This window comes from Pectobacterium carotovorum (genome assembly GCF_900129615.1).
Classification (GTDB): domain Bacteria; phylum Pseudomonadota; class Gammaproteobacteria; order Enterobacterales; family Enterobacteriaceae; genus Pectobacterium; species Pectobacterium carotovorum.
Window position 1 is genome coordinate 328847 of the sequence record NZ_FQWI01000004.1, and the last position, 19507, is coordinate 348353.

Below are 19507 nucleotides of genomic sequence, written 5' to 3' on the forward strand. Positions count from 1 at the left end.
GATTATTTAGCTGAAGAACGGTAAGTCTGAATCAAGTCAATAAAGTGGTCGAACAGCGGCGCGGCATCATGCGGGCCGGGGCTTGCTTCCGGGTGTCCCTGGAAGCTGAACGCTGGCTTATCCGTGCGGTGAATCCCCTGAACCGTATGATCAAACAGGGATTTATGCGTAACGCGCAGCGTGGCAGGCAGATTATTTTCATCAACCGCAAAGCCGTGGTTCTGCGCGGTAATCATCACACAGTTGTTATCCAGATCTTTGACCGGATGGTTGCCACCGTGGTGACCCAGCTTCATTTTGATGGTCTTGGCACCGCTCGCCAGTGCCAGCAGTTGGTGACCCAGACAGATACCGAATACCGGAATATCCGTTTCCAGGAAGGTTTTGATCGCACGAATCGCGTAGTCGCACGGTTCCGGGTCGCCCGGGCCGTTAGAGAGGAAAATACCGTCTGGGTTCAGCTTCAGTACGTCCTCAGCAGGCGTCTGCGCAGGTACAACCGTCAGGCGACAGCCGCGATCCACCAGCATACGCAGAATGTTGCGTTTCACACCGTAGTCATAAGCGACAACGTGGTAAGGCAGCTCGCTTTCGTTTTTCGCCGCCGGCAATTCGCCTTCCAGCGTCCAGCTTCCCTGTAACCAGCTGTAGCTTTCTGCCGTCGTGACTTCTTTTGCCAGATCCATGCCCTTCAGCCCTGGGAAGGCTTTCGCTTTCTCCAGTGCGACGGCAGCATCCGGCGCATCGCCCGCGATGATGCAGCCATTCTGTGCGCCTTTCTCACGCAGCAGACGGGTCAGTTTACGGGTATCGATATCAGCAATGGCGACGATGTTGTTGCGTTTGAGGTATTCAGACAGGCTTTCTTCACTACGGTAGTTGCTGGCAATCAGAGGTAAATCGCGAATAACCAGACCTTGAGCCTGTACAGAGGGGGATTCTTCATCGTTGGCATTGGCGCCGACATTACCGATATGGGGATAAGTGAGAGTGACAATCTGGCGGGAATAGGAAGGATCAGTAAGGATTTCTTGATAACCGGTCATCGACGTATTGAAGACCACTTCCCCCACTGCCGACCCTTCTGCCCCAATGGCCCGACCGTGGAATTGGGTTCCGTCTTCCAGAACCAATAGCGCTGACTTAATCAAAACACCCTCCAAGGAATAAACAATCACGTTATTTGCATATTAATTCAGATTCGAGCCACTAAATCAATGCAAAAACTACCTGTAAGGCCAATTTTTGGCAAATTGGGCGCATTTTAATGATGGTCTTCCTGATTGTCTACCCAAACCGCTTTTTTTCTCTTATTTTTATGCTTTCCGAAATAAATAGTCGCCCACTGACGTAAAAAACCCTATCAACTGAGATAAGTAAACGGTTGCGAGACAACATTGCTAAAATAAGAGTAACAAATCACCAGCAAAGGACATTTTGGGAGTAAGGAGGGAAAATCATCACTAAAAAACAGAATAAAACACAAACAAATACCAATGATGATAGAAAAAACAATCCAAAAAGATAAAAATAAAGGTGAACGTAAAAACACCCACCTTTTTCAGTTAGATAAACTATTTATAAAAAAATAAAATACTACAAATCATCTAAAGAAAGCACATCTCTCATATCAAAAAGGCCACTTTCTTTCGCACTAATCCAGATTGCAGCTCTTACTGCACCATTAGCAAATGTCATGCGGCTGGATGCCTTGTGGGTAATCTCAACGCGCTCACCCACATCAGCAAACATCGCCGTATGTTCACCGACGATATCGCCCGCTCGCACGGTCGCAAAACCAATGCTTTTCGGATCGCGTTCACCAGTGTAGCCTTCACGCGCGTACACGGCACAGGACTTCAGATCGCGTCCCAGCGCATCAGCGATCGCTTCGCCCATCGCCAGTGCGGTACCCGATGGCGCATCCACTTTGTGGCGGTGGTGTGCTTCAATGATTTCGATATCAGTATAGTCGCCCATGACTTTGGCCGCTTTTTCCAGCAGCTTCAACATGACATTGACGCCAACGCTGAAGTTCGCCGCAAACACAATGCCGATATCCTGCGCAGCCTGCTTAATCGCCGCTTTCCCTGCGTCATCAAAGCCGGTTGTCCCAATAATCATGCCTTTACGGTGCTGACGACAAAATGCCAGATGCGCTAATGTGCCTTCTGGGCGGGTGAAGTCGATTAAAATATCGAAATCATTCTGCACGGCATCCAGGCTTTCATTCACGGTAATTCCGCTTTTCCCCAGCCCTGCGAGTTCACCGGCATCACTTCCTATCAGAGACGAACCAGAACGCTCCAGCGCCGCGCCCAATACCACGCCGTCCATTTGCTCGATAGCCTGAATCAGCTGGCGTCCCATACGGCCGCCCGCGCCTACAACCGCAATGCGGATGGATGAATCCTTCATAATGTCTCTCTCTTTTTGATCCTGACGACATAAAAATAACATCAGGTTAACGGGCGCTGCGCACTATCGCCAGCGGATTTACCGCCAGATTAGAAAATACTGTTTGAAGCCGCAGAAAATCAGCAAAACTGTCTAACCACAGACAGCAAAATGGCATATCAGAGCGATGAAAAACCGCAACGTATTTGAAGATAAGCAGAAGCGGTCAAAATTAAACCACATGGCATAACGCATAAAAATTCATTTTTATGCATTAACATTTTCATGAATGAATACAGGGGAGAAAACGAGAGGGTATAAAAGCGGTAAGGCCAAAGCCCTACCGCAGAAACAACATTAATCTATCTGTTTGACTTCAACACGCAGCTCTTTGGGCACTTCAAAGACGATGTTTTCTTCACGCCCTTGCATTTCAATCGCAACTTTGCCGCCCAATTCTTTCAGACGCTGGATCACCTGTTGTACCAGAATATCCGGTGCCGATGCGCCTGCGGTCACCCCAACATGCGAAGCGCCCGCTAACCATGACTCCTGGATATCCTCAGCGGCATCAATCAGATAAGCCGCTTTCCCCGCTCTTTGCGCCAATTCTGCAAGGCGGTTGGAGTTTGAAGAGTTTTTAGAGCCCACGACAAAAACCACATCCGCCTTATCTGATAAATGGCGAACGGCTTCCTGACGATTGGTCGTGGCATAGCAGATGTCATCTTTACGCGGGCCGACAATCTGCGGAAAACGCTCACGCAACGCATCAATCACCGCATAAGTATCATCAACAGAAAGCGTGGTTTGCGTCATAAAGCACAGATTGCTTTCGTCTTTTACCTGTAGCTGCCAGACATCCTCGGGGGACTCCACCAGATACATGCCACCATCCGCATTGCTGTACTGCCCCATCGTCCCTTCAACTTCAGGGTGTCCGGCATGCCCGATAAGAATCGCTTCTACGCCTTTCTTACTGGCTCTGGCCACTTCCATATGCACCTTGGTCACTAGCGGACAGGTTGCATCGAATACCGTCAGATCGCGGTTTTTGGCTTCATTACGTACCGCTTGTGAAACGCCATGTGCAGAGAAAATCAGAATCGCACCATCCGGCACGTCTTCAATCTGCTCAATAAAAATCGCGCCACGTTCGCGTAATCCGTTAACCACATAGCGGTTATGTACTACTTCATGACGGACGTAGATCGGCGTACCAAAAAGCTCCAGCGCACGTTCCACAATGCTGATAGCCCGATCGACACCGGCACAAAAGCCGCGCGGATTAGCCAGCAGGATCTGCATGTGTCACCTCCTGTTGTACGGGATCGATATCCAGCACTTCAAGATCGAAGGTAATCGCCTGGCCGGATAGGGGATGGTTGAAATCTACGGTGACCGATTCTTCGGTCACATCGCGGATAATCCCCGGCATATCATTTCCGGCAACGCCACTGAACAGCATGATGGTGCCAACATCCGGCACGCCAGTCTGGGCGAAATCACGGCGCAGGAAGAACTGGATCAGGTTCGGATTGGTCGGCCCAAAGGCCGACTCTGGCGGCAGCGTAAACTTGCGTTTATCACCACGCTGCAATCCCAACAGCTGTTGTTCCAACGCGTCAGACAGGCTGCCGTCGCCAAGGCGAAACAGCGCTGGCTTGCCGCGCTCACGCGTGGATTCGGCCGCAGAGCCATCCTCCAGCGTCAGGATAAAATGCACCAGCAGCGCGCTGTTATGCTGAACACTCTCGGACATCAGTGACCCTTTTGCTTAACGGTATCAGTATCATCATGCGTACTGAAAAACCCTTCCAGTACGATGAGCGCCGCACCAATACAGATAGCGGTATCGGCAAGGTTAAAGGTGGCGAAGTGCCAGTCACCGACATAGAAGTCGATGAAATCGACAACAAATCCGTGCCATGTCCGGTCGAACAGATTGCCCAATGCGCCACCGATAATCAGCGAATACGCAATGTTATTGAGCCGCTGTTTGACGCTGCCACGGTACATCATCACCAGCAGTGCAACCACGATAGCAATCGCGATGCCAGCAAAGAACCAGCGTTGCCAGCCGCCTTTATCCGCCAGGAAGCTGAATGCTGCGCCGTAGTTACGGGCGTAATGCAGATTCAGAGAAGGCATCACTGGCACCGTATCCCCCAGCGCAAAGTGGGCAAGGATCCACTGTTTGCTGCCAAGATCGACAATTAAAACCAGTATCGCCAGCCAAAGCCAGCGCAGTCCACTCGAACAGATCTTATTCATCAGACAAATTTACGCTCTTCGCCGTTACCGCCCACGTTAGTCGCACAGCGACCACACACTTCAGGATGCTCGGCATTGCTACCGATATCCGTCTCGTAATGCCAGCAGCGTGGACACTTGTGCCCTTCTGCCTCACTTAAGGCAATTTTCAGTCCGGTGAGTTCCGTTGCCTGCGCGCTATCCGGCGCATTTTCATAACGTTCCACCAGCGCTTTTGACGTCAACAGCGCGAAATGCAGTTCCTGACGCAGCTGGTTCAACTTGCCCGCCAGATTGGCATCGGCGTACAGCGTGACGGAAGCTTCCAGCGATCCACCGATGCGTTTGTCATTACGTGCCTGCTCGATGACTTTGTTCACTTCGCTACGCACTTTCAGGACATCCGCCCAGAACGCATCGTTCATGGTTTCTGCGCTATCCAGCGCGAACAGACCGTCATACCACTCTTCGGTAAAGACGTACTGCGCACGCTCGCCCGGTAGGTAGTTCCAGATCTCATCTGCGGTGAAGGACATAATCGGTGCCATCCAACGCACCAGCGCTTCTGAGATATGGTATAGCGCAGTCTGGCAGCTACGGCGTGCAACGCTGTCGCTTTTTGCCGTGTACTGACGATCTTTAATGATATCCAGATAGAACGAACCCATCTCGATCGAGCAGAACTGCATCAGACGCTGTACGACGCGGTGGAAATCATAGCTTTCATACGCTTCGAGGATCTCTTCCTGCGCGGCTTTCGCACAGCTAACCGCCCAGCGATCCAGCACAACCATGTCTTCTGGTTTCACACTATCTTTCTGTGGATCGAACCCGTTCAGGTTCGCCAACAGGAAACGCGCGGTGTTACGAATACGGCGGTAGGCATCGGCAGAACGCTTCAGGATCTCATCGGATACGGCTATTTCACCGGAGTAATCCGTTGAGCCGATCCACAGGCGCAGAATGTCAGCACCGAGCTTGTTCATTACGTCCTGCGGGCTGACGGTATTCCCGATCGATTTGGACATCTTGCGACCCTGACCATCAACGGTGAAACCGTGAGTCAGCACCTGACGGTAAGGCGCTTTGCCTTTGATCGCAGTGGAGATCATCAGGGAAGACATGAACCAACCACGATGCTGGTCGGAACCTTCCAAATACATATCCGCTTCATGACCGCCAAATTCAGGACGAACGTCTACCACGGACGCATGCGTCGATCCAGAATCGAACCACACGTCCAGCGTATCTGGTACTTTGACGTAGTTGTCAGCATCTGCGCCCAGCACGTCGGCCGGATCGAGATCCCACCATGCCTGAATGCCATCGGCTTCAACACGTTTCGCTACCGCTTCAATCAGCTCAGCGGTACGTGGATGCAGCTCTTCCGTCTCTTTGTGGACGAACAGCGACATCGGCACGCCCCAGGTACGCTGACGGGAGATACACCAGTCAGGACGGTTGGCGACCATCGCTTCGATACGCGCCTGACCCCAATCTGGGATCCACTGCACGCCTTTGATTTCAGACAGCGACTGCTTACGCAGGCCTTTCTGATCCATGCTGACAAACCATTGTGGCGTCGCACGGAAAATGATCGGCGACTTATGGCGCCAGCAGCACGGATAGCTGTGCTGCAATTTCTCTACGTGCAGCAACATGCCTTTTTCACGCAGAATTTCAACGATCAGATCGTTGGCTTTGAAAACGAATTTGCCATCCAGTTCAGGATAGGTGCCGCTCAGGTAGCAGCCGTTCGGCCCAACCGGGTTGGCGATTTCCAGATTGTATTGCTGGCTGATCACGTAGTCTTCAGGACCGTGACCACCGGCGGTATGTACCGCACCGGTACCCGCATCCAGCGTCACATGGTCGCCCAAAATGGCGGGTACATCGAAGCCCAGGAACGGATGTTTGAAACGTAGCAGCTCAAGTTCCGCGCCTTTGCAGTTGCCCAGCACTTGCCACTGGGCCACACCTGCGCGTTTCATCACGCTTTCAACCAAATCAGTCGCCAGAATCAGCGCCTGACCGTCAATCTGCACCAGCTGATAATCGAATTCCGCATTCAATGAGATCGCACGGTTTGCCGGCAGCGTCCACGGCGTCGTCGTCCAGATCACCAGCGAAACAGGGTCATCTACGCTGCTCACGCCAAATTTGGCTAGTACCGCTGCCACATCGCTGGCGTTAAACGCGACATCAATGGATGGAGAGGTTTTGTCGTAATACTCCACTTCCGCTTCCGCCAGCGCAGACCCACAGTCGGCACACCAGTGAACCGGCTTGGCACCTTTGTGTAGGTGGCCGTTTTCAATGATGCGACCCAGCGCACGAATGATGTTCGCTTCGGTTTTGAAATCCATCGTCAGGTAAGGACGATCCCAGTCGCCCAGCACGCCGAGACGAATAAAGTCGGCTTTCTGACCCGCAACCTGCTCTGCCGCATATTTACGACACTCAGCGCGGAATTCTGCGGCGCTGACTTTCTCGCCCGGCTTACCGATCAGTTGTTCTACTTTCAGTTCAATCGGCAGGCCGTGGCAGTCCCAGCCCGGCACATAGGGGGAATCGTAGCCAGACAGGCCTTTCGATTTAACGATAATATCTTTCAGAATCTTGTTAACTGAGTGACCAATGTGAATGCTGCCGTTCGCGTACGGAGGGCCATCGTGCAGAATGAAGGTCTTCTTTCCCTTCTTCGCATTGCGAATAATCCCGTACAGATCCTGCTCATACCAACGTTTCAGCATGTCAGGTTCGCGCTTGGCCAGATCGCCACGCATCGGGAACCCTGTTTCCGGCAAGTTCAGGGTAGTCTTATAGTCACTCATTAGATTCTCGATTTCGTTTCGGCTAGAAAAATTAAACCGGTGTCTTTAACCCGAAGAACGTTCGGGCTGTCACCACATCATCGGCGATTTGCTGTTTTAACGCGTCGAGCGAAGCAAAACGCTGTTCATTACGGATTTTTTTACGCAGTACGACTTCAATATGACGACCATAAAGGTTCATCGTCACGTCCAGCAAATGCACTTCAAGCTGCTGGCGTTTGTCACCGTTTACGGTTGGACGCGTGCCAATATTGGCAACGCCCGGTAGCAGTTCTTGCCCCAGTCCATAGACGCTGACGGCATATACGCCGCTGACAGGGGAAACCTGACGTTTCAGCGGCAGGTTGGCGGTAGGGAACCCAATGGTTCGCCCCAATTCTTTGCCATGTTCCACGCGCCCGGAAATGCTGTAAGGATGGCCCAGCAGGCTTTCTGCCAGCTCGAGTTCATCACGGCTGAGCGCTTCACGTACGGCAGTGCTGCTCACCCGTTTGCCGCCATTACAGAACGAATCGGTGCTGATGACATCAAATCCCGACTCACGCCCAGCCTTCTGTAATAACAGGAAATCTCCCTGACGACCAGCCCCGAAACGGAAGTCATCCCCCACCACCAGAAACTTCGCGCCCAATTTTTTCACCAGCAGGGAAGAAACGAACGTCTCAGCATCGTTGGCGGCAAAACGCGCATCGAATCTGACACAGAGCAGATAGTCCACGCCGGCCTGCGCCAGATATTTCACCTTGTCACGCAGACGCGTCAGACGGGCGGGCGCTTTTTCCGCAGCGAAGAGCTCCAGCGGCTGTGGTTCAAAAATCATAACCATCACCGGCAGCCCACGCGCGCGACCTTCCTGCTTCAGTCGTTCAAGCAGCATTTGGTGTCCGAGGTGCACGCCGTCAAAATTACCAATAGTGAGCACACAGCCGTAATGGTGTGCCCGAAGATTGTGTATACCGCGAATTAGCTGCATGGCTGGCCCAGAACAAAGGGTTAATATTATGGAAATCGGCGGATTATACCTTGTACAGCGAGTAAGGTTAACCCGCGATTCGCGCCTTTTGCAGCCACCTTGTAAATCGTGCCAGTATTTGCACGTTTTTTTAGCGGAATCATCGGTGGATGACGCCTATACGCAGAATATCCAGATGGCGGACAGCACATGCAATCCGACTTTACCGATGACAGACAGGGCTTTATCAAATTCAGGATGAATTTATGATGCGAAAAGCTGTATTCCACCGCGTGAAGCTGCTAAAATCCTGCGCCATCACAACGTAACAAGTGTCGACGTACAAACGACGCTTATTTGCACAAATCCATTGACAAACGAAGGCTAAACGAGCATATTCCACGGCCTTTGAATTGTCCTCGATTGAATATATTTGGGAGTTGGACCTTGGCTAATATCAAATCAGCTAAGAAACGCGCCGTACAATCTGAGAAGCGCCGTAAGCATAACGCAAGCCGTCGCTCAATGATGCGTACTTTCATCAAGAAAGTATACGCGGCGATCGCTGTTGGCGATAAAGAAGCGGCACAGAAAGCATTTAATGACATGCAACCGATCGTGGATCGCCAGGCTGGTAAAGGCCTGATCCACAAGAACAAAGCTGCACGTCATAAATCCAATCTGGTTGCGCGCATCAACGCCATGCAATAATCACGCATCTGCGTGTTGTTGCTAAGAAAAAACCGGCTTAGGCCGGTTTTTTTGTGTCTGTGGTATCACAGAAGAGCGCTGAAAAATCCGCGTTACAGACGCGCTGTACCGCCGGGTGTTGGATCATTCTGGCCGCAAAAATCGCATAATACTCGTCCTGAATGTTCTCGATCCTGCCGATCTCGACGATATCGCCCTGCTGGTAAATTTCATTGGCATACAGCGACGGTGCCACGAAAATCGCGTCGTTATTAATGCCAAACGCAGTCATCAGCGCCGCATCATCAAATTCGCCCAAAATAGTCGTCTGAATATTCTGCGCAGTAAACCAGTTCAGCAGTTTACGTCCTAGCATGGTTCGCCGCCCGGGAATCAACAGCTTACGTTGTTCAAGGCAGGCCGGGAAAGGCTGCTCAGGGTGCGGGCGTTTGCAATAAAAGCTCACACCACATTCGCCTAGTTTGATTGAAAACAGCCCTTCCTGCTGCGTTGAATCCACCGGGCAATCCGACAGAATCATATCCAGCTTATGCTGACTCAACTGCTCCAGCAGCATTTCGTGCGTCGACTCAAAACAGCGTAAATGAATATGTTCCTGTTCCGTCACGACCGTTTCGAGCACCCTGCTCACCAGCCGTTTGGACAGCGCATCGGCTACACCGACATCGAATAACAGGTTCGATTCTTTGCGGTAGTTCACAATATCCAACATTTCCTGGCTAAGCTGGAACATGCTATCTGCATAGCGAAAAACAAGCTGCCCCAGCTCCGTCGGTTCCAACCCGCGCCCCTTACGCTTGAAGAGCTTGCCCTGCAAACGCTCTTCCAGGCATTTGATTTGCCCGGTAATGGTCTGCGGCGTTAAGAACAGCGTCTCTGCCGCACCCGCAACGGATCCCGACTTATAAACCTGCCAGAAATAATAGAGATGGTTAAAATTCAAATGAGACACACCCGCCTCCTTTTCGCGCCTCCGGCATAGCATCAACCCTTACACGGCTGAACCGCCTTGTCCAGCGTAGGCAACACCCCGCGCAATGCCAGATAGCCAAGCAGCGCCGCCAGCCCTGACGCCAGTAAGATTCCCAGCTTGGCATAGGTAATCAATTCCGCATCGCCGCCAGAGAATGCCAGCAGCGTAATAAATATCGACATGGTAAAGCCGATACCGCACAGCACTGACACCGCCATGAGCTGGTTAAAGCGCACGCCAGCGGGCAGGCGAGCGTAACCCAGCCGGATGGTTAGCCAACTGAACAAGGTAATGCCCAGCGGTTTACCGATCAGCAGCCCGGCAGCGATGCCAAAGCTCAAAGGGGAAAACAGTTTTTCCAGCACAATCCCCTGTAGCACAATGCCTGCATTCGCGAAGGCAAACAGTGGAATAATCAGAAACGCGACCCACGTTTGTAAGCCATGTTCCAGCGTGGTTGCCGGAGAAGATTCCCCGTTGGACGTACGTAAAGGAATAAAGAATCCGACGATCACCCCAGCGAGCGTCGCATGAACGCCACATTTCAGAATGCAGACCCACAAGACGATCCCCACCAGCAAATAGGCGGACGTTTTACCAACCTGCTGCCTGTTCATATAGGCTAGCGTCGCAATCGCCAGCACCGCACCGCCCAGCGCAGGCCAAAAGATTTGCTGCGTATAAAACAGGGCGATGATCAGGATCGCCCCCAGATCGTCAATGATCGCCAGCGCCAGCAGAAAGACTTTCAGCCCGGCGGGAACGCGTTTGCCCAATAGCGTCAGCACCCCAACGGCGAACGCGATATCTGTCGCAGCGGGAATAGCCCAGCCAGCGCGCGTTGCCTCATCATTCGCGTTGAAAAGCAGAAAGAGCAAGGCAGGAAAAATCATTCCACCTACCGCAGCCGCCAGTGGCAACATCGCCTGTTGGCGGCTGGCTAACGTACCTTCGACTAACTCGCGCTTCACTTCCAGACCAATCAGCAGGAAGAAAATCGCCATCAGGCCGTCATTAATCCACAGCAGCAGATTCTTATTGATTTCCAGTGCGCCAAACCGCATTTCCACCGGCATCATCAGGAATTGTTGATAGCCAGTAGCAGTCACAGACCAATTGGCAAACGCGATCGCCAAAACCGTTGCCATCATTAGCATCACACCCGCGGCGGCATCCAATCGAGTAAAGCGACGAATCATTGTTATCATTGACTTAATCTCCCATCAGGTACGAACGCCAATACCGTACGCTCGCTTTCTTGCTGGCAAGATTACGTGACCTAACCACTCGTTAAAAGCAGATTAAAACTGGCTAAATCGTCGTAAAAAACGATCTATTGAATTGAGGCTATTTAGAGGAAGGTATTAAAAAACGTCAGGAGCGTTTTTCAACGTTGCGCAGCAACGGCCGCAGGGTGACGGACAGGGATGTCCGTCATAAAAAAACCGGCAGGTTTACCCCACCGGTTTCTTATCACGCGTTAACGACAAGCCATTAACGGGTCAAATCATCGAAAAATTTCTTCACGCCATCGAAAAAGTTTTTCGAACGCGGGCTGTTTCTCTCGCCAGACGGGCCACCGAAGCTCTCATCAAGCTCTTGCAGCAGTTGTCTTTGACGTTCGTTCAAATTAACCGGCGTTTCTACAACCACACGGCACAGCAGATCGCCCTGCGCACCGCCGCGTACCGATTTCACGCCTTTGCCACGCATACGGAACAGTTTCCCGGTTTGCGTTTCCGCAGGCACTTTCAGCTTCACGCGGCCATCCAGCGTCGGCACTTCAATCTCGCCGCCTAATGCTGCCATCGCAAAGTTGATCGGCACTTCGCAGTACAGATTGTTTTCTTCACGCTGGAAGATCGGGTGCGCTTTAACCTGCACCTGAACGTACAAATCACCTGACGGAGCGCCGTGTTCGCCCGCTTCGCCTTCACCAGACAAACGGATACGGTCGCCGGTGTCCACGCCCGCCGGAATTTTCACCGACAGCGTTTTGCTCTTCTCTACGCGACCATGACCGTGACATTTAACGCACGGATCTTTAATGATCTTACCGCGACCATGACAGTGCGGACACGCTTGCTGCACGGTAAAGAAGCCCTGACGCATCTGAACCTGACCATTACCATGACAGGTCGGACAGGTGATCGGGGAGCTACCCGGCTTCGCGCCGTTGCCGTGGCACACATCACACTCTTCGAGTGCGGGAATACGGATCTCTTTGGTGACGCCACGTACCGCTTCTTCCAGCGTCAACTCCATGTTGTAGCGTAAATCGGATCCACGGCTCGCGCGCTGACGGCGACCGCCGCCAAAGATGTCTCCGAACACGTCGCCAAAAATATCACCAAAATCGGCACCGCCGCCGCCAAAGCCACCGCCGCCTCCGCCCATACCGCCTTGCTCAAACGCCGCATGACCGTACTGATCGTAGGCTGCGCGTTTTTGCGAGTCGGTAAGGATCTCGTAGGCTTCTTTGATCTCTTTGAACTTGGCTTCTGCCGCGCTATCACCCTGATTACGATCCGGGTGGTACTTCATCGCCAGACGCTTGTACGCTTTCTTTATTTCGCGCTCATCCGCGTTTTTCGCAACGCCCAGGCTTTCGTAATAATCTTGCTTCGCCATTTCTTTTCCTGCCCCTCAACATGCGTGCACGGGCGCAGAGTTTCCCCGACGCCCGTGCTGATTGCCAGCAGTAGCCTTGTGGCTGCTACTGCGCCCGCTCAAGGGCGATTACTTTTTATCTTTTACTTCTTCAAACTCAGCATCAACGACATCGTCGTCGCGACGAGCAGAGGCATCATCAGCGGCACCTTCAGCACCTGGCTGTGGCTGAGACGCTTCCAGCAGCTTGCCAGAAACCTGAACCAGTGCCTGAATCTTCGCTTCGATTTCTGCTTTGTCTTCGCCTTTCAGCGCGCTTTCCAGCGCTTTCAGTGCATCGTCAATCGCAGTTTTATCATCAGCGGCCAGTTTGTCGCCCACTTCTTCCAGCTGCTTACGCGTGCTGTGCAGCAGGTGATCGCCCTGGTTACGAGCCTGAACCAGTTCTTCAAACTTACGGTCAGATTCCGCATTCGCTTCTGCGTCACGTACCATTTTCTGGATTTCTTCTTCGTTCAGACCAGAAGATGCCTTGATGGTGATTTTCTGCTCGCGGCCGCTGTTTTTGTCTTTCGCGGAAACGTGCAGGATACCGTCGGCATCGATGTCGAAGGTAACTTCGATCTGTGGCATACCGCGCGGCGCAGGCTGAATACCATCCAGGTTAAACTGACCCAGAGATTTGTTGTCATGCGCACGCTTACGCTCACCCTGCAGAACGTGAATCGTTACCGCAGACTGATTGTCTTCCGCCGTTGAGAACACTTGGCTGTGTTTCGTCGGGATCGTGGTGTTTTTAGCGATCAGCGCCGTCATCACGCCGCCCATGGTTTCGATACCCAGAGACAGAGGAGTTACGTCCAGCAGCAGAACGTCTTTCACGTCACCCGACAACACACCGCCCTGAACCGCAGCACCGATAGCAACAGCTTCGTCTGGGTTCACGTCTTTACGTGGCTCTTTACCGAAGAAGTCAGCGACTTTCTTCTGCACCAGAGGCATACGCGTCTGACCACCAACCAGAATCACGTCCTGAATTTCAGAAACGGACAGGCCAGCATCCTGCAATGCCACTTTCAGCGGCTCCAGAGAACGGTTCACCAGCTCTTCTACCAGTGATTCCAGTTTCGCACGCGTCACTTTGATGTTCAGGTGCTTAGGACCGGTCGCATCCGCCGTGATGTACGGCAGGTTAACGTCAGTCTGTTGTGCAGAAGACAGCTCGATCTTGGCTTTTTCTGCGGCTTCTTTCAGACGCTGCATTGCCAGCGGATCGTTGCGCAGGTCGAAACCTTGCTCTTTCTTAAATTCGTCAACCAGATAGTTGATCATGCGGCTATCGAAGTCTTCACCACCCAGGTGAGTGTCACCGTTGGTTGCCAGCACTTCGAAGGTTTTTTCGCCATCAACCTCGTCGATTTCGATGATGGAAATATCGAACGTACCGCCACCCAGGTCGTAAACCGCGATAGTACGGTTGCCAACTTCTTTATCCAGACCGTACGCCAGCGCAGCCGCTGTTGGTTCGTTGATGATACGTTTGACTTCCAGACCCGCGATACGGCCGGCATCTTTCGTTGCCTGACGCTGCGCATCGTTGAAGTAAGCTGGTACGGTGATAACCGCTTCGGTGATGGTCTCACCCAGATAGTCTTCCGCCGTTTTCTTCATTTTTTTCAGCACTTCAGCTGAAATCTGCGGCGGAGCCATTTTCTGATCTTTCACTTCCAGCCATGCATCGCCATTATCAGCCGCGATGATTTTGTACGGCATGATGTTGGCATCGCGCTGAACTTCTTCGTCTTTAAAACGACGGCCAATCAGACGCTTGATAGCAAACAGTGTATTTTTCGGGTTGGTCACTGCCTGACGTTTAGCCGGTTGGCCAACCAGAGTTTCACCGTCTTGCGTATAAGCAATGATTGAAGGCGTGGTGCGATCGCCTTCGCTATTTTCCAGTACTTTTACCTGAGTACCGTCAATAATCGCGACACAAGAGTTGGTTGTACCCAGGTCGATACCAATAATCTTACCCATCTAAACATCTCCACTAAAAAGTCATATTCGGTATGGTGGTTAAACCTACTGTGCGGGCGAAATGTCGTTTTTCAACAAGATTTCTCGTTTTCTAACAACACACCCTCGTTTTTCATCAGCAGCACACGTTTCATTTTCATGCTAACCACCGATGTAACGGCCCGACACACGCCTTTGCGGCAGGTCAAACTGTTTCGGTTGGAAATAAGATGGGGCCAACATTTCTATCATCAAGGGGGGAAGATGAAAAAAAATGACCTTTATCCCTCGTACGATCAAACTATTCTGCCTTCCCCATGTTGTGTCCGTTCCAAACGCCCGATATGATGCCGCGCCCGCCGCAGAAATAGGGACATTTCCCTACACAATGGCGGGCAATAACACCTAAACGACACCTATCCCAACGTGATTGGCGCATTCGCTAACCTTAATGCCGCGCCCGACGCGAAGGGACTATTAATAATCTGTTATTGCAGAGGATTTATGAGCACGAACACGTTGGCAAATCCTGGTCCATTAGGACTGATGGGCTTCGGGATGACCACTATTCTGTTGAACCTGCACAACGCAGGCTTTTTCCCACTTTCTTCCATCATTCTCAGCATGGGTATTTTCTACGGCGGTATTGCCCAGATTCTGGCTGGCCTGCTGGAATATAAAAAAGGGAATACGTTTGGCGTGACGGCGTTTACGTCTTATGGCGCATTCTGGCTGACGCTGGTTGCCATTCTCATGCTGCCAAAAATGGGTCTGGCGGAAGCCAGCGACGCTCAGTTCCTTGGCGTATTCCTTGGCCTGTGGGGCGTCTTCACACTGTTTATGTTCTTCGGCACCTTCGGTACCAACCGCGCACTGCAATTTGTCTTCGGCAGCCTGACCGTGCTGTTTGCTCTGCTGGCTGTGGGTAACTTTACCGGCAACCACGCCCTGCTGACCTTCGCGGGTTACGAAGGCATCATCTGTGGCGCTAGCGCGATTTATCTGGCAATGGCTGAAGTGCTGAACGAGAAGTTTGGCCGCACAGTACTTCCAATTGGTTCATGTGGTGCGTCTCACTAAGTTCTGACGCCATACCCGTACCGACCAATCCTGCGTTACATGCTAACGAGCCCTGTCAGATTGACAGGGCTCGTTTGTTTTTGATGATGCGCTATTTTTTGATAACAGCGTGCTTAAACTTCGACGGGCGAACGATCGCTCGCCTCGCTATCGGCCGAAACCTGCGAATCAGCATCCAGATCGCGTTGCAAATAAATACCCAACAGCAATCCCACCGCGGCCAGCGTCAGAACATAGAATGCGGGTGCCATCGGCGTCGCCTTCATAATCAGCGTCACGAAGACAGGCGTCAGGCCACCGAAAATGGCATAGGAAACGTTGTAGGAAAAAGAAATCCCTGAGAACCGCACCGCAGCCGGAAACGCTCGCACCATGACATAAGGCACGCCGCCCACCACACCCACGCTAAGCCCGACAATCGCATAGCTGACAAAGAGCAGCGTCGTACTGCTTGCTGCCGAGCTATAAAAGAACCAGCTACAGGCAGCTAGCGACAGACTACCCACAATAAATAGCTTGCTGGCACCGAAGCGGTCAACCAACAGCCCCGCGCCGACACAGCCCACCATCAGCGCAATCGTTGCCAGACAGTTCGCCTGCAATGCCAGTGCAGCAGGAATGCCGTGGACTTTTTGCAGATAGGTCGGAGCCATCAGAATAACGACGACGATGCACGCAGACAGCAGCCAGGTCAGCAGCATTGAAACCACAACCGCGCGTTTATGATTTAAGACGACAGATTTCAGCGGCAGCTCTTCTGCCAGCTTTTTCTGCTCACGCATTTCCATAAAAATGGGGGTTTCCTGCAACCAACGGCGCAGATACATGGCGATAAGGCCGAATACCCCGCCAATGAAGAACGGCAGACGCCAGCCGCCGCCAGACATCTGCTCTGGCGTCAGCACCGTGTTCAGCAACGTCGCGATCAGCGAACCCAACAGAATCCCCATTGTCAAGCCGGCAGTCAGCGTCCCGCAGGCAAACCCAATACGGGCGCGAGGCACATGCTCCGCAACGAAGACCCACGCACCGGGGACTTCGCCACCGATTGCCGCTCCTTGCAGCACACGCATTAACAGCAGTAAAAGCGGTGCCGCAATACCAATGGCTTCATAGGTCGGCAGCAAGCCCATTGCCAGCGTCGGTAACGCCATCAGCAATATGCTCAGACTGAACATTTTCTTACGTCCGCTCTTGTCACCAAAGTGGGCCATGATGATGCCCCCAAGCGGGCGAGCCAGATAGCCTGCGGCGAAAATACCGAACGTCTGAACCTGCCGTAGCCATTCAGGAATATCTGGTGGGAAGAAGAGATCGCCAATCACGGCAGCAAAGAAGACGAAAATAATAAAATCGTAAAACTCTAACGCGCCACCCAGCGCAGCCAGAGACAGCGTTTTGTAGTCCTGCCGGTTCAACCGGCGAGGATGGGCGTGTTGATCCTGAGTCATAAGTTACCGTGCATTGCCAGAGTGAGAAAAGAAGAACGTCACCGCAGTGTGTAAAGTAGAAATTACTATAGCGGCAAAATTTTTATACACCAGCAAAGCTGAATCTTATATTTCAAATCGGCTAACTTCAGTCTTTTATTTCGCGCACGGCATTTTTAGGGCGAAAAGCTGCTACTACATCCGCATTGGTTTCAATGTAAGGGCCTTCCAGCAGCTGGATACAATACGGTACGCTGGCAAAAATACCGGCTACAACCACCTTGCCATCTGCATCTTTTAAGCCTTCCAGCGTTTCCTTAATCGACTTGGGTTGTCCCGGCAGATTAAGAATCAGCGCCTGTTTACGCAGCACGCCTACCTGACGGGAAAGGATCGCAGTAGGAACGAAGCGCAGGCTGATCTGCCGCATTTGCTCACCAAACCCCGGCATTTCGCGATCGGCAATGGCCATCGTGGCATCCGGCGTGACATCACGACGCGCTGGCCCCGTCCCCCCAGTTGTCAGCACCAGATGACAACCGCGTTCATCAACCAGCTCACACAGCGTTTGTTCAATCATCGGCTGTTCATCCGGCACCAGTCGGGTTTCCACTTCAAAAGGCGTGGTCAGGGCGTTGCGGAGCCAGGATTCCAGTTCTGGGATGCCTTTATCCTGATAAACCCCGCCGGAAGCGCGATCGGATACGGAGACCAAGCCAATACGCAATACGTTCATAAGCACCTCAGTTTAAACAAAACACCAATTTTATCAGGATATTAAATGTTGTCAGCGAAGAATCTCTTCTTACGATAAAATTCATATCACATCGGCTATTTTATACGGCAAGCAATATTCTATTTGATAACAATTATTAAATGTCGTCTCAAAAAATGTCGGCAATACCTTATGCGATGAAAATAACAAAACAATAGAAAGGGTAAAACAGGCATCCAGAGAAAGACGTTTTATAAAATAAAATCCGGAGGGAAAAAGAGTGGAGCAGGCCACTACAGAACCCCACCTAAAATCCGATAATATGGTAAACTTAAATTACTTCTTTACCACCAACTATAAGTAAAAAAGCTATACCAAGGAAGTAACCATGAACGACCTTAAGTATAAGATATTGAAATTGTTTTCACACCCTACCTCATCCTTCTTCCTGTTCGGATTGATTTCCTTTTTCATCACTATTTTTCTTATGCATGAAGCGAATAAGAGCGCCTGGAAAGTAGAGCGACAGAACCTGGACACCACCATCAAGACGTATGAATCCTATAATATCGGAGGAGAGGTGACAGAGAGTGATGTCATCCGAAAAACGGGTAGCTACGTCACGGCACGAACAAGAACATTTGTATTTAATACACGTGACGTACGTAGCGAATGTATTAATCGATTATCTTCATCCGACCTGACATTTAATGATATGGCTGTTATCCGTATTTGCCAGAATAAACTCCCATCAATTGGAGAATATGCAGGGAAAGGCACTCTTACTGTAATTTTTCCCGTACTCTCCCCCACAGATGAATTATTAGGTATTCGTATTAGAACGTCTTCAGAAACCGCTCAGCCTTCATTTTTTGAAACCCTAGCCTCACTCGGTTCTGCCATTGTCATCCTGAGTATCGTGTTACTTTGCGCCTTTTTAGGCAGCCTACTGTCGCTACTGACGAAAAAATATTTGGTAGAATTGCCCATCATCGCGCGGTATGACGATCTCACGGGCTATTTACGGCGAGACGCGTTCTTTCTGGCCGCAAATAAAGCCTTTAGTATCGCCAATCTGACCAAGCGCCCCGTTAGCGTCATTCTGATCGACATCGACTATTTTAAGCAGGTTAATGATAGCTTCGGTCATAGCGTCGGTGACGATGCCTTGAAGTTTGTCGCTGACACTTTCAAAAAATCATTTCGCCGCGAAGATATTTTTGGCCGTATTGGCGGCGATGAGTTCGCCATCGTGTTGCCGAATACCGGATTAGACGATGCGTATACCATCGTGGATAAAGCCAGAGAGCGTGTTAGCAACACGCCTTGTGAAACAGCCGCGGGCAAAATCAGGCTGACGGTCAGCATCGGGCTGGTTGAATACCATATCACTGGAGAAGATTTAATCGAAGTGATGAAGCGTGCCGATGATAATCTTTATATCGCGAAGAAAACCCGTAACGCGACGGCAAAATAGGCCTATTCCTGCCACAACGCCAAACTACAGACAAAAAAAATAGCCGGGCATCCCGGCTA

Annotated in this window: 16 protein-coding genes; 3 read left to right on the forward strand and 13 right to left on the reverse strand. The window is 51.5% G+C overall.

Annotated elements, in window-relative coordinates; all coding sequences use genetic code 11:
• Nucleotides 1-2: 2 nt before the first annotated feature.
• The 7 genes from carA to ribF form a co-directional block, all read right to left on the reverse strand.
• Nucleotides 3-1151, reverse strand: coding sequence for a glutamine-hydrolyzing carbamoyl-phosphate synthase small subunit (carA, locus tag BUB06_RS11110; protein WP_010306691.1), 1149 nt, complete (start codon nt 1149-1151; stop codon nt 3-5).
• Nucleotides 1152-1596: 445 nt separating this feature from the next.
• Entirely contained in the window at nt 1597-2418 is an 822-nt protein-coding gene (dapB, locus tag BUB06_RS11115) for a 4-hydroxy-tetrahydrodipicolinate reductase (protein ID WP_010306698.1), read from the reverse strand.
• 336 nt (nt 2419-2754) lie between these two features.
• Complete coding sequence (ispH, locus tag BUB06_RS11120) at nt 2755-3705, reverse strand: 4-hydroxy-3-methylbut-2-enyl diphosphate reductase (protein ID WP_039469988.1); 951 nt, start codon at nt 3703-3705, stop codon at nt 2755-2757.
• Entirely contained in the window at nt 3686-4159 is a 474-nt protein-coding gene (gene fkpB / locus BUB06_RS11125) for an FKBP-type peptidyl-prolyl cis-trans isomerase (RefSeq protein WP_010306705.1), read from the reverse strand. Before fkpB ends, ispH begins: the two co-directional genes overlap by 20 nt.
• The gene (gene lspA, locus BUB06_RS11130; RefSeq protein WP_094371036.1) at nt 4159-4674 is read right to left on the reverse strand and encodes a signal peptidase II; all 516 of its coding nucleotides are present in this window, start codon (nt 4672-4674) and stop codon (nt 4159-4161) included. The genes fkpB and lspA overlap by 1 nt, the downstream gene beginning before the upstream one ends.
• Complete coding sequence (ileS, locus tag BUB06_RS11135) at nt 4671-7484, reverse strand: isoleucine--tRNA ligase (protein ID WP_039469987.1); 2814 nt, start codon at nt 7482-7484, stop codon at nt 4671-4673. Before ileS ends, lspA begins: the two co-directional genes overlap by 4 nt.
• 31 nt (nt 7485-7515) lie before the next feature.
• Entirely contained in the window at nt 7516-8457 is a 942-nt protein-coding gene (ribF, locus tag BUB06_RS11140) for a bifunctional riboflavin kinase/FAD synthetase (RefSeq protein WP_039469985.1), read from the reverse strand.
• 426 nt (nt 8458-8883) lie between these two features.
• Here ribF and rpsT point away from each other — a divergent pair, with 426 nt between their 5' ends.
• A complete protein-coding gene (gene rpsT / locus BUB06_RS11145) occupies nt 8884-9147 on the forward strand; it encodes a 30S ribosomal protein S20 (RefSeq protein ID WP_010306720.1) in 264 nt (87 codons plus the stop codon).
• Nucleotides 9148-9184: 37 nt separating this feature from the next.
• Here rpsT and nhaR read toward each other — a convergent pair whose 3' ends face one another.
• From nhaR to dnaK, 4 genes are all read right to left on the reverse strand, one after another.
• Nucleotides 9185-10099 (reverse strand): transcriptional activator NhaR, encoded by a 915-nt coding sequence (gene nhaR / locus BUB06_RS11150; RefSeq protein ID WP_039469983.1) that lies wholly within the window; start codon nt 10097-10099, stop codon nt 9185-9187.
• Between the two features lie 32 nt (nt 10100-10131).
• Nucleotides 10132-11328, reverse strand: coding sequence for a Na+/H+ antiporter NhaA (gene nhaA, locus BUB06_RS11155; RefSeq protein ID WP_039469981.1), 1197 nt, complete (start codon nt 11326-11328; stop codon nt 10132-10134).
• 286 nt (nt 11329-11614) lie between these two features.
• Nucleotides 11615-12751, reverse strand: a complete 1137-nt coding sequence (dnaJ, locus tag BUB06_RS11160; RefSeq protein WP_039469979.1) for a molecular chaperone DnaJ — start codon at nt 12749-12751, stop codon at nt 11615-11617.
• 108 nt (nt 12752-12859) lie between these two features.
• On the reverse strand, nt 12860-14767 hold the full coding sequence (dnaK, locus tag BUB06_RS11165; RefSeq protein ID WP_039469977.1) for a molecular chaperone DnaK: 1908 nt from the start codon (nt 14765-14767) through the stop codon (nt 12860-12862).
• Nucleotides 14768-15250: 483 nt separating this feature from the next.
• On the opposite strand from dnaK, the gene satP reads away from it, so the two are divergent.
• The gene (gene satP, locus BUB06_RS11170) at nt 15251-15826 is read left to right on the forward strand and encodes an acetate uptake transporter (RefSeq protein ID WP_010300482.1); all 576 of its coding nucleotides are present in this window, start codon (nt 15251-15253) and stop codon (nt 15824-15826) included.
• Nucleotides 15827-15939: 113 nt separating this feature from the next.
• Here satP and BUB06_RS11175 read toward each other — a convergent pair whose 3' ends face one another.
• Both BUB06_RS11175 and mog read right to left on the reverse strand, forming a co-directional pair.
• The gene (locus BUB06_RS11175; protein ID WP_039469975.1) at nt 15940-17277 is read right to left on the reverse strand and encodes an MFS transporter; all 1338 of its coding nucleotides are present in this window, start codon (nt 17275-17277) and stop codon (nt 15940-15942) included.
• 127 nt (nt 17278-17404) lie between these two features.
• Nucleotides 17405-17992: a molybdopterin adenylyltransferase gene (mog, locus tag BUB06_RS11180; protein ID WP_010300484.1), complete on the reverse strand. Its 588-nt coding sequence runs from the start codon at nt 17990-17992 to the stop codon at nt 17405-17407.
• Between the two features lie 367 nt (nt 17993-18359).
• Between mog and BUB06_RS11185 the strand changes: the two genes are divergently transcribed.
• The gene (locus BUB06_RS11185; protein WP_039469973.1) at nt 18360-19448 is read left to right on the forward strand and encodes a GGDEF domain-containing protein; all 1089 of its coding nucleotides are present in this window, start codon (nt 18360-18362) and stop codon (nt 19446-19448) included.
• Nucleotides 19449-19507: the final 59 nt, after the last annotated feature.

Coding starts and splice junctions, on each gene's coding strand:
- dapB (WP_010306698.1), bottom strand. CDS start 2,418: ATGAAGGATTCATCCATCCGCATTGCGGTTGTAGGCGCGGGCGGCCGT.
- ispH (WP_039469988.1), bottom strand. CDS start 3,705: ATGCAGATCCTGCTGGCTAATCCGCGCGGCTTTTGTGCCGGTGTCGAT.
- fkpB (WP_010306705.1), bottom strand. CDS start 4,159: ATGTCCGAGAGTGTTCAGCATAACAGCGCGCTGCTGGTGCATTTTATC.
- ileS (WP_039469987.1), bottom strand. CDS start 7,484: ATGAGTGACTATAAGACTACCCTGAACTTGCCGGAAACAGGGTTCCCG.
- ribF (WP_039469985.1), bottom strand. CDS start 8,457: ATGCAGCTAATTCGCGGTATACACAATCTTCGGGCACACCATTACGGC.
- nhaA (WP_039469981.1), bottom strand. CDS start 11,328: ATGATAACAATGATTCGTCGCTTTACTCGATTGGATGCCGCCGCGGGT.
- dnaJ (WP_039469979.1), bottom strand. CDS start 12,751: ATGGCGAAGCAAGATTATTACGAAAGCCTGGGCGTTGCGAAAAACGCG.
- dnaK (WP_039469977.1), bottom strand. CDS start 14,767: ATGGGTAAGATTATTGGTATCGACCTGGGTACAACCAACTCTTGTGTC.
- satP (WP_010300482.1), top strand. CDS start 15,251: ATGAGCACGAACACGTTGGCAAATCCTGGTCCATTAGGACTGATGGGC.
- BUB06_RS11175 (WP_039469975.1), bottom strand. CDS start 17,277: ATGACTCAGGATCAACACGCCCATCCTCGCCGGTTGAACCGGCAGGAC.
- mog (WP_010300484.1), bottom strand. CDS start 17,992: ATGAACGTATTGCGTATTGGCTTGGTCTCCGTATCCGATCGCGCTTCC.
- BUB06_RS11185 (WP_039469973.1), top strand. CDS start 18,360: ATGAACGACCTTAAGTATAAGATATTGAAATTGTTTTCACACCCTACC.